The organism is Bacteroides cellulosilyticus DSM 14838 (genome assembly GCF_000158035.1).
In the GTDB taxonomy this organism is placed as follows: Bacteria; Bacteroidota; Bacteroidia; order Bacteroidales; family Bacteroidaceae; genus Bacteroides; species Bacteroides cellulosilyticus.
Map to the genome: position 1 here is coordinate 701891 of NZ_EQ973491.1, position 11537 is coordinate 713427.

Here is an 11537-nt window from a genome sequence, read left to right on the forward strand (position 1 = left end):
TGTTGTCTGAATTGATGCCTAATCTGAATCGTGATTATCTTTCCTTCATGAAGCTGCGTGGTTCTTTCGCTTCTGTAGGTACGGCATTTGAGAGATACATAGCCAATCCTCGTTACGAATGGAATGAAAGTACAGGGCAGTGGAGTAACACCACCCAGTATCCGGTATACAACCTGAAGCCGGAACGTACAGAATCATGGGAAGTCGGTTTGACTTTGCGTTTTTTGAAAAACTTCAATTTTGATATGACCTACTATAATACAACTACCAAGAACCAGACATTCAATCCTCAATTGGGAGTATCCGGTTATTCTGCGTTGTATATCCAGACGGGTGCTGTGCGTAATCAGGGTATCGAACTGGCATTGGGATATGAAAATACTTGGAAAGATTTTACCTGGAGCAGCAACTATACGTTCTCTACCAATCAGAACAAGATTACGACTTTGGCAGACAATGCCATTAATCCTGTGACCAATGAGGTGATTTCTATTTCTACATTGAATATGGGTGGTTTGGGCTCTGCACGTTTCCTGTTGAAGGAAGGCGGTTCTATGGGAGATATCTATTCTAATATAGATATGAAGCGTGATGCCAATGGCAATGTGTATGTAGATCAGAATGGCAACGTGACTACCGAAAAGATTGAAAACTCGGATGAATGGATCAAGCTGGGAAGCGTATTGCCGAAAGCCAATATGGCATGGCGCAATAACTTCTCCTGGAAGAACTTTAATGCGGGATTTATGATTTCAGCCCGTTTGGGAGGTGTGGTATTCTCACGTACACAAGCTGTTTTGGATGAATTCGGCGTATCAGAGGCTACGGCTGCGGCAAGAGACTTAGGATATGTGTCGGTGAATGGAGGAGACCGGGTAAGTCCGGAATCATGGTATAGTGCTATAGGTGGTGGTGACGCAGTGGCGCAGTATTACACCTATTCGGCAACAAACGTACGTTTGCAGGAAGCTTCTATCGGGTATACATTCCCTCGCAAGATGTTCAATAATGTATGTGACCTGACGATTTCGCTTGTAGGACGTAATTTGTGGATGATTTATAGTAAAGCTCCGTTCGATCCTGAAAGCGTAGCATCCACTGACAATTTCTATCAGGGTGTCGATTATTTCATGATGCCTTCTACCCGTAATTTCGGTTGTAGTGTAACTCTTAAATTTTAATGTTATGAGAAGAAGTATTATTAATAAAATAATAGTAGGAACACTGGTTTTTACCGGAGTATCTTGTACAGGTGATTATATGGACATTAACTCGAATCCTTATCAACCTGGAACTGATGATATGCAAGCCGACGACTATATGTTGGGGTCGGCAATGAACAACCTTTCCAGTTGCGTGGTATCTTCGGACGTAAATACGGCACAGTTCACCGACTGCTTGTTGGGTGGACCGATGGGCGGTTATTTCTCGGATACCAATACTGGATGGGGAAATACGATTGGGAACTTTAATGCTACGGATAATTGGACTAATGTATTCTTGAAGTCCGACAAACTCATTCCACAGTTATTTACTAACTTGACTTCGGTTCAAAATATATCCGAAAAGACTGAAAATCCTGTCCCTTTTGCCATTGCAAAGATTATTAAGGTAGCTGCCATGAGTCGCGTAACGGATACTTACGGCCCTATTCCTTATTCAAAAATAGGTCTGGACGGTGCTGTTACCACTCCTTATGATTCGCAGGAAGTTGTGTACAAGCAGTTCTTTACCGAATTGGATGAAGCAATTGCTACTTTGAATGATAATCCCGGAGCTGCCCTGGCTGCTACTGCCGACTATGTATATAGCGGAAACATCAACAAATGGATTTTATTTGCCAATTCATTGAGATTACGCCTCGCTATGCGTATTGTGTATGCTAACCAGACACTGGCTGAACAAGAAGCTCAGAAAGCTATACAGGGGGGAGTGATTGAGTCAAATAATGATAATGCCAAGTGGAGTTATTTCGGCTCGATTGTCAATCCGCTCTATACCGCAACCCGCTATAATTCAGCTACGGACCATGCTTGTCTCACCGGTGGTGATACACATGCGGCTGCCGACATCATCTGCTATATGAATGGATATAATGATCCTCGTCGTTCCAAATACTTCGTTCCGTCCGAATGGACTGGTTATGAATATGTAGGTGTTCGCCGGAGCATTAATCGTTCTACGCTGGGTGCGGATGCACATAAATATTCCGGTGTCAATGTAGGTCAGAGTGATCCTATTATGTGGATGAATGCTGCTGAAGTAGCTTTCTTGCGCGCTGAGGCTGTGGCTGTATTTGGTTTTACCGGTATGGGTGGTACTGCAAAGGATTTCTACGAAAGAGGTATCGAACTGTCGTTTGAACAATGGGGTGCCGGAAGTGCAGTTGATTATATAAACAATGCTACCAGTAAGCCCGGTATATATGACGATCCTTCCGGAGCCAACAGTTATGGCTCACAGTTGTCTACCATTACTGTGAAATGGAATGAAGGAGATACGCCGGATGTGAAACAAGAGCGTATCATTACCCAGAAATGGATTGCCAACTGGATGCTTGGAAACGAAGCATGGGCGGATTTCCGTCGTACAGGCTATCCTCGCTTGATTCCTGCGGATCCTGCTGGAAACAAGAGCGGTGGTGTAGTCGACAATGAATTAGGAGCGCGTCGTATGCCTTTCCCCACTGACGAATATGTCAGCAATAAGGCGAATGTGGAAGCTGCAGTGTCAAGCTACCTGAAAGGTGCGGACAATTATGCTACCCGTGTATGGTGGGATTGTAATTCCAAAATCAGATAACCCTATTTTATTCGATAAGTTATGAAAAATATAATAAAACCTATTACCGGTCTGTTCGTTTTGGCAAGCATTGTTTTGGCTTCCTGTACGGATGTGGAGAGCCTTTCCATCAACGAGTCTACTATAAAAGATCAGAACCCCGAAGCATATGCAAAGTACCTGAACAACCTGACCGCCTATAAAGCTTCTGAGCATAAAGTAGTGTATGCCTATTTCGATAACAGTAATAAGGCGCCTTATAGTCCGGCGCAGCACATTACTAATATGTCGGACAGTATTGATGTTATTTCAATGATGTATCCCGAGTTAGCCGACTTCGAGAAAGCTGATATAGAAACTGTTCATCAGAAAGGAACGAAAGTTGTTTATACCATTAGTTATGATGCTATAAAGGCGGCTTATGATGATTTGGCTTCAGATGGAAGCGGTTCTATGGAAGCTTTTGATAGTTACCTGCAAAAGGAACTTACCACACAGCTTGCCTATTTGCCTAACTATGACGGACTGATTGCAGAGTTTTCCGGAAAAAATCCGGCATTCATGTCAGTAACTGATTTGGCAACTTATCAGACAACACAGAACATTTTTCTGAATGCAGTCAATACATGGAAAACAGCTAATGCAGATAAGTTTTTTGCATTCAAAGGAAAACCGCAGAATCTGATTGACAAAAACATCTTGAATAGTTGTAAGCACATCATTTTGGACAGTGGAAGTGCAACTACTGCTGCCGAGTTAAATCTGCTGGTGGACAATGCCTTAGAGGAGGGGGTTCCGAGTGACCGTTTTGTTATGGCTGTGTCTACGATTTCTTATGATACAACTGATAAGAAGACAGGATATTGGGATGGTACTCGTGCATTGGGCGAGGTAGCCTATTGGGCCACTGTAGAGGCTGTTGGATATGAGAAAGCCGGCATTGCCATCTATAATGTCCAGAATGACTATTACTCTACCAGTGGTGCTTGCACCTATGTGAAAGAAGCGATTGATATAATGAATCCAGCTCCCGTTAAATGATTACTATTATGAAACTTAAGAATATCTATTTTATCTCCTTGGCACTGATTTCCGGTATGTTCTCCGGTTGTGCCGATGATACGGAGAATTTTGACAACCAATTGTTCATGACCTCGAAGACTCCGACCACGTTTTTTGTAAAGGCAATTACTCAAAATGCCACAGGAGAATTTTCTATGTCTATTCCGAAACCCTCAGAACAGGATATCACCTTCACTATAAAAGCAGATGCAAGTTTGGTTTCCGTATATGAGGACACTTATTATGTCAGTGATATGGAGATGCTCCCGGAAGGTCACTACAGTTTCAGCGCAACGGAAGGAAAAATTGCAGCCGGTGCTTTGAAATCGACCCCAATCACAGTTTCTTTTACCGAACTCGGCAGCTTAGACCTCAATAAAACCTATGTATTGCCGGTTACGGTTGTTGATGCAAGTATCAATGTGCTGGGCTCGTCGAATACATCTTATTATGTATTCAAAGGTGCTGCGTTGATTAATAAAGTAGCGAATATTAATAAAAATAATGTATATGTAGACTGGGTAAATCCGAATGTTGTTCAAAATATGCAGACGATGACGGCTGAAGCTTTGATTCATCCGTATAGCTTTGAGAACCAGTTGAATACTTTGATGGGTATCGAAGGACAATTCTTGTTCCGTTTCGGTGATTCGGGCGTACCTTCTAATCAATTGCAGATAGCAACAGGCAAGGGAAACTTTACGAATAGCTCAATGGTAGCTCCACTGAATGCATGGACACATGTTGCTGTAACTTACGATTCGGAAGCACAAACTATTAGGGTCTATTTTAATGGCAAACTTGTAGGTGATTTTACAGATGCTACGTATGGTCCGGTAAACTGGGGTATACCTCATTCTGATGAATCGGACGGCAAACCACGTTGTTTCTGGATTGGTTACTCTTATAATAACGAACGTTTTCTGGATGCCGACATCTCGGAAGTACGTATCTGGAACCGAGTGCTGACTCAAGATGAAATAAATGCCGAAAACCATTTCTATGCCGTAAGTGAAGATGCTCAAAATCTGGTGGCCTACTGGAAATTTGATGACGGAGCAGATATTATCAAAGATTACAGCAACAGCGGAAATGATGCTACAGCATCCGCTAAATTGACTTGGGTAGATGTAGAACTCCCTGCAAAAAAGTGATAACCCTTAATCTAATTAAAAGTGCTTATTATGAAACATTGTTATAAAATAAGAATCGCTGCATGGTCGTTGCTATTGTTCGGAGCTGTATTTACAGCTTGCGAAGACGACCTCACCATCTCAACAGGCAACGATAATATCTTTGAGACTGTTGACGGAACTTATGGTAGTGTGCGTTCGGCTGCCGGAGCAAAGCAACTGACCACTATTGCCATCAAGGACAATAAAGCCGGTGCCGGTCACTTGTTCTTTGAATTGAGTAAGAATGCAGAAACGGATGTACAGGTAACTTTCAAAATTGATGCAGATGCGTTGGCCGCTTATAATGCCGCCAATAGTACGAATTATCAGATGTACCCCACGGACAAGTTGTCCTTGGAGAATGGCGGTAAGGTGACGATTGCTGCCGGAAGTAAGAGATCCGAATCACTGGAGCTGGATATCAATCCCGGTGGAACAGTGGGCACCACTTATGCCGTTGCCATTTCGGCAACAGCCGGCAATGGTGTGGAGGTGTCTTCCAATACTCAGTCCTACATTTATTTGGTTGAGAATCTGGGGGTAACTCCTGATCCTGCTACGAAGGGTGATATTAAGAATCTGGTCTATGTAGAGGTGAACAATGAAAGTCCGTTGAATGCTGGTGAATATATGGTAGATGGTGTTCCTTTCTTTGATATCGTCAGTATTTTTGCAGCCAATATCAATCTGGATAGTGATGGCAGACCGTATATTTTCTGTAATGATCAGGTATCTTTTGTGTTGGCAAATGCCGACAAGATTATCCGTCCGTTGCAGCAAAAAGGTATCAAGGTTCACTTATCTATCTTGGGTAATCACGATGATGCCGGTATGCGTAGTTTGAATGAAAAAGGTGCTAAAGCCTTTGCAAAAGAGTTGAAAGCATATATCGACATTTATGGTCTGGACGGGTTTGACTTTGATGATGAATATTCTTCTTATGCTGAAGGTAACTATAAAGGTACTTCCGGTAGCGTAGTATCCAGCGAAAGCGAATGTACGCCGGAGAATTACAAGAAACTATTGGAAGAATGTCGTAAAATCATGCCAAAAGAAGAGGATGTAACATTCGGAATTTATTGGTATACTGCTGACGACCATCCGATAGGCAGCGGTTTGGAAAATTTGATTGACTACTCTGTATATGGTACTTATGGGGCATTCCGTGACTATTACGGTCAAGATATACCGAAAGAAATTCAGGCACCGTATGCCATTACATTAGTGAGTGAGGATGGTGGAAATCTGAATAAGATTAGTGTGAACGATACTCATCTGGATAATGTGGTGAATGGTGGTTATAAATACTTTGCATTCTACAATCTGGGTTCAAGCCGTATGTACGAATCCTATTTCGACAAGGTGGCTGCGAAGCTCTGGAACAAGAATGTATCGTGGACCGGTAATTATTACACCCGCACTGACCTGACTGCCAAAAAAGGTTCTGTACCCGGCTATGAATTCTATTTAGGAGAGTGGACAGTAACTCCGGGCGCAGCATTGTATGTTTATCATGAAAATGATGTTCCTAAGTGGTGGGATTGGACAAATGCAGAAGCTTTCGATATCACTATTACCGAGGATGTTCAGGGAAAAAGTTACAAGGTTTATGGTTGGGACGGTAAGGATATTACCGGTACATATCCGTTCATTATGAACTATGATGACAGAGGAATAGCTCTTTGTCCTTCTCCTCAGGTCATCGGTACTGCTGATGGCACGACTTATGCCATGTCTCGTGCCACATATAGCGGTGCTGCCTGGGCTGCTATGGCAGCATCGGACGACGCTTTCGTTCTTGAAACATCTATGAGTGGCGGAGCTGTCTATATGTATGACTCGGGAAAACGCTATGGTTTCAGCCTGTTCACAAAGGACGGTGATACCTATAATGCAGTGGAAGAACTGAAGAATCCACATTCGAGCGGTATGTATACGCTGGTTAAGAAATAAAAGTAAAACAGTGGTAATTTTATATATGTCAGAACGAGCCTCATGCTGACACCAGGATGAGGCTCGCAATGATATAAGTAGTAGCTACTCTTCTCCTATACAATCAAACATATGAAACAACGCTTTATATATATAATTGTGTCCTTTTGGTTTTTGATAAGTTGCACTTCTCCTAAACAGACAGAAGTAACCTCGCCTGATGGTCATATTCGGCTTGCCCTCACTCTGGATGATAATGGTAGGATAGCTTATCAGGTAAATATTGGAGATACCTTGTTTATCAAGCCCTCCATGTTAGGTTTCACAGCCAAGGACGGAGTGAATCTTGCCGAAGGTTTCAAGGTCGTAAACACCGGCTTCACCACCCATGACGAAATCTGGACGCAGCCTTGGGGAGAAAACAAAAACATCCGCAACCATTACAACGAAATGGCTGTCCACCTGTCCGATACGACAAATACCAAATTAACCCTGCGCTTCCGCATCTTTGATGATGGATTGGGATTTCGCTATGAATATGAAGTTCCCGGAGCTGACAGTATTCTGGTGACGGACGAACTGACTGCGTTCAATATAGCACAGGATGGCACTTCATGGTCCATACCTGCCAATTATGATACTTATGAGTTGCTATATCGTACACAGCCTGTCAGCCGGATAGACAATGCCAATACTCCCATGACTTTCAAAACCGGAGGTTTATATGCCAGCATCCATGAAGCTGCATTGACTGATTTTCCGGAGATGACCTTGAAGAATACGGGAAACTGCAATTTTAAATCCGAACTGGCTCCCTGGCCGGACGGCATAAAAGCCCGCTTCAACGAAGGAAGCTTTAAGACACCTTGGCGCACCATACAGATTGCCCCGAAAGCAGTCGGGCTTATCAACTCCGGTCTTATCCTGAATCTGAACGAACCCTGTGCGCTGGAAACTACCGACTGGATACGTCCGATGAAATATGTAGGTATCTGGTGGGGAATGCATCTGGGAGTGGAAAGTTGGGTGATAAATGATCGTCACGGTGCCACAACAGAGAACGCAAAGCGGTACATCGACTTTGCAGCGGCCAACAACATCGAAGCAGTGATGTATGAAGGCTGGAATGAAGGTTGGGAAAACTGGGGCGGTTCTCAGACGTTCGACTATACCCGTCCGTATGCCGATTTTGATATAGAGGAAATTGCCCGCTACGCCCGGGAAAAAGGAGTCGGGATTATCGGACACCATGAGACGGGAGGCAATATTATAAATTATGAGAAACAACTGGATAAGTCATATAAATGGTATGCTGATCTGGGCATTCATTCTGTGAAAACCGGTTATGCAGGCGGACTTCCCGACGGATACAATCATCACGGGCAGTATAATGTGCGTCATTATCGCAATGTTGTAGAAACCGCGGCGAAATATCATACCACCCTCGATGTGCACGAGCCCATCAAGGACACCGGAATTCGACGTACATACCCCAATATGATGACCTGTGAAGGTGCCCGTGGCATGGAATGGAATGCTTGGAGCGAAGGTATTCCGCCGGAACATCATGTCATGTTGCCTTTCACCCGTTTGCTTGCCGGACCGATGGATTATACGCCGGGCATATTCGATATCATGTACGAGCGTGCCAAGAACTCTCCTTATCGCAAGCAGTGGAATATGAAAGACAGCAAAGATTGCCGTATAAACTCTACGCTGGCGAAGCAAATTGCAAACTGGGTGATACTTTATTCTCCTTTGCAGATGGCTGCCGATATGATTGAAAACTATGAAGGCCATCCAGCTTTCCAGTTTTTCCGTGATTTTGATGCTGATTGCGACTGGTCGGAAGCTTTGGCGGGTGAGCCGAGGAAATTTGTGGTTATCGTACGCCGGGCAGGAGAGAAATACTTCCTGGGTGCAGCTACGAATGAGGAAGCCCGTGAAGTCACTGTCGCGCTGGATTTTCTGGAAAAGGATAAGACGTACCGGGCGGTCATCTATGCCGATGGCAAGGATGCTGACTGGGTGACGAATCCTACGGCCTATGAAATCATAGAGAAGCAAGTGACCGCTACTGATATTTTATCAGTGAATATGGCGAAAGGGGGCGGACAGGCCATTACCTTTATGCCACTTTGATATGAATATGTAATACTATTGAGATATGAAAAATATGAGACTAAATTCCATAATGGCGGGTGGAGTTCTGTTGCTTGGGATGTATGGTTGCACCCCGAAGGTACAGGATTATTCATCGTACGTCAATTCGTTCATCGGTACGGGAGGACATGGACATACCTATCCCGGGGCTATAGTGCCTAACGGAATGATACAGCCCGGTCCGGATACACGCATTTATCAGTGGGATGCCTGTTCGGGTTATTATTATGCAGATTCTACCATTAACGGGTTTTCGCATACGCATCTCAGCGGTACGGGCTGTGGAGATTATGGTGACGTATTGTTGATGCCTACCGTGGGCAGGCAAGATTATCATGCGATGGGAGAGGAGAGTCAGCAGATGGCTTATGCTTCCGCTTTCTCTCATGAGAACGAGACGGCCCAACCCGGTTATTATTCGGTATTTCTGGATCGCTATAAAGTGAAGGCCGAACTGACCGCTACCCGGCGGGCGGCTATTCATCGTTATACTTTTCCGAAAGCGGAAGATGCGGGATTCATCCTTGACCTGGATTACAGTCTGCAACGCCAGACGAATGAAGAAATGGAGCTGGAAGTAATCAGCGACACCGAGATACGCGGGCGTAAGAAGACGGTATATTGGGCTTTCGACCAATACATTAATTTCTATGCCAAGTTCTCCAAACCTTTCACCTATACTTTGGTGACCGATTCTATGGCGTTGGACCAAGGTGGCCCGTTGCTGCCCACAGCTAAAGCGCTGTTGCAGTTTCAGACCGGAGCCGGTGAACAAGTCCTTGTGAAAGTAGGTGTTTCTGCCGTGGATATGGACGGAGCACGCCGGAATGTGGAGGCTGATATACCCGAATGGGACTTTGACAGTGTGCGCAGTGCCGCCCGCAATTCATGGAACGATTATTTGTCGAAAATAGATATTGAAACCAACGATGATGATCAGCGGATTATGTTCTATACCGCACTTTATCATACGGGTGTGCAACCCAATCTGTTTACGGATGCCGACGGACGCTATCTGGGCATGGACCTGAAGTCCCACCAAGGCAGTGTGGAAAATCCTGTCTACACGGTTTTCTCATTGTGGGATACTTTCCGTGCCTATCACCCCTTAATGACGATTATCGATCCGGATTTGAATCAGGCTTTTATCCGTTCGCTCATCCTGAAGCAGCGCGAAGGCGGCATCTTCCCTATGTGGGAACTTGCAGGCAATTATACCGGAACCATGATTGGCTACCATGCCGCATCCATTATTGCTGACGCTTACACAAAAGGCTATCGTGATTTTGATGTGCAAGACGCATACAAGGCTTGCATCCGTGCTGCGGAATATGACACTATCGGCATCCTGTGTCCTCCGCTGGTATTGCCTCATCTGATGCCGCAAGCCAAATACTGGAAGAATAAAATAGGCTATGTGCCTTGCGATAAAGACAACGAATCGGTGGCCAAAGCATTGGAGTATGCTTATGATGACTGGTGCATTTCGCTATTGGCGGAAGCTCTGGGTGATGGCCCTAATCGGGAAAAATATGCCGCATTCGCCAAAGGATACCAGGTTTATTTCGACGCTTCCACCCGCTTCATGCGCGGACTGGACAGTGAAGGCAACTGGCGTACACCTTTCAATCCCCGTTCTTCCAATCACCGCAATGATGATTATTGTGAAGGTACCGCTTGGCAATGGACCTGGTTCGTGCCTCATGATGTGGACGGATTGGTAGATCTTATGGGAGGCCGGGAGGCTTTTATCGGCAAGCTGGACTCTTTGTTCATCGCTCCTTCGGCTATGGAAGGTGAATCGGTATCCGTTGACATTTCAGGTCTGATAGGGCAGTATGCGCATGGAAATGAGCCAAGCCACCACATCGCACATCTATATAACTATGTCGGTCAGCCTTGGAGAACGCAGGAATTGGTGGACGAGGTGTTGCACACACTCTATTTCAATGATCCGAATGGATTGTCGGGCAATGAAGACTGCGGTCAGATGTCGGCGTGGTTTATCCTTAATTCGATGGGATTCTATCAGGTGTGTCCCGGTAAGCCTGTGTATTCCATTGGCCGTCCCTTATTTGATAAAGCAACCATTCACCTGAAAGGCGGGAAGACTTTCACCATCGTAACACATAACAATAGTCGCGAGAACAAGTATGTGCAGAAGATGTTCCTGAATGGTAAAGAACTGAATGCGCCCTTTTTTGCACATCAAGATATGATAGACGGTGGTACTCTGGAATTAACGATGGGCGGTGAACCGCTGAAATAAAAGTCAAATAGGTATGAGTCGAAATAGTCGTAATCCGATTTCCTGGGTACCCACCGTCTACTTTGCTATGGGGCTTCCCTTTGTGGTGCTGAATATGGTATCTGTACTGATGTTTAAAGGCCTGGGCATCGATGATGCGCAGATTGCTTTGTGGA

General features: G+C 44.7%; 7 protein-coding genes and 1 pseudogene. All 8 read left to right on the forward strand.

All coding sequences use genetic code 11. From position 1 onward, the window contains the following. Positions 1-1181: membrane protein (locus BACCELL_RS15025; protein ID WP_044153902.1), on the forward strand; the 1181-nt coding region annotated here is incomplete at its 5' end. A gap of 4 nt (positions 1182-1185) precedes the next feature. Continuing rightward, positions 1186-2802 carry a RagB/SusD family nutrient uptake outer membrane protein gene (locus BACCELL_RS15030; RefSeq protein WP_007212725.1) on the forward strand — a complete coding sequence of 539 codons (1617 nt, stop codon included), beginning with the start codon at positions 1186-1188 and terminating at the stop codon, positions 2800-2802. A gap of 21 nt (positions 2803-2823) precedes the next feature. Further along, on the forward strand, positions 2824-3822 hold the full coding sequence (locus BACCELL_RS15035; RefSeq protein WP_007212726.1) for a glycoside hydrolase family 18: 999 nt from the start codon (positions 2824-2826) through the stop codon (positions 3820-3822). Between the two features lie 8 nt (positions 3823-3830). Further along, on the forward strand, positions 3831-4997 hold the full coding sequence (locus BACCELL_RS15040) for a DUF1735 and LamG domain-containing protein (RefSeq protein ID WP_044154039.1): 1167 nt from the start codon (positions 3831-3833) through the stop codon (positions 4995-4997). Between the two features lie 30 nt (positions 4998-5027). Beyond that, positions 5028-6971 (forward strand): BT_3987 domain-containing protein, encoded by a 1944-nt coding sequence (locus BACCELL_RS15045; RefSeq protein ID WP_007212728.1) that lies wholly within the window; start codon positions 5028-5030, stop codon positions 6969-6971. A gap of 111 nt (positions 6972-7082) precedes the next feature. Then, positions 7083-9092, forward strand: coding sequence for a glycoside hydrolase family 97 protein (locus BACCELL_RS15050; protein WP_007212729.1), 2010 nt, complete (start codon positions 7083-7085; stop codon positions 9090-9092). Between the two features lie 25 nt (positions 9093-9117). Further along, on the forward strand, positions 9118-11382 hold the full coding sequence (locus BACCELL_RS15055) for a GH92 family glycosyl hydrolase (protein WP_007212730.1): 2265 nt from the start codon (positions 9118-9120) through the stop codon (positions 11380-11382). Between the two features lie 13 nt (positions 11383-11395). Next, positions 11396-11537: pseudogene (locus BACCELL_RS27430) on the forward strand (MFS transporter); the annotation flags it as partial.

What these genes read in the sequence shown, in the direction of transcription:
- BACCELL_RS15030 (WP_007212725.1), top strand. Translation starts at nt 1,186, where the DNA reads ATGAGAAGAAGTATTATTAATAAAATAATAGTAGGAACACTGGTTTTT.
- BACCELL_RS15035 (WP_007212726.1), top strand. Translation starts at nt 2,824, where the DNA reads ATGAAAAATATAATAAAACCTATTACCGGTCTGTTCGTTTTGGCAAGC.
- BACCELL_RS15040 (WP_044154039.1), top strand. Translation starts at nt 3,831, where the DNA reads ATGAAACTTAAGAATATCTATTTTATCTCCTTGGCACTGATTTCCGGT.
- BACCELL_RS15045 (WP_007212728.1), top strand. Translation starts at nt 5,028, where the DNA reads ATGAAACATTGTTATAAAATAAGAATCGCTGCATGGTCGTTGCTATTG.
- BACCELL_RS15050 (WP_007212729.1), top strand. Translation starts at nt 7,083, where the DNA reads ATGAAACAACGCTTTATATATATAATTGTGTCCTTTTGGTTTTTGATA.
- BACCELL_RS15055 (WP_007212730.1), top strand. Translation starts at nt 9,118, where the DNA reads ATGAAAAATATGAGACTAAATTCCATAATGGCGGGTGGAGTTCTGTTG.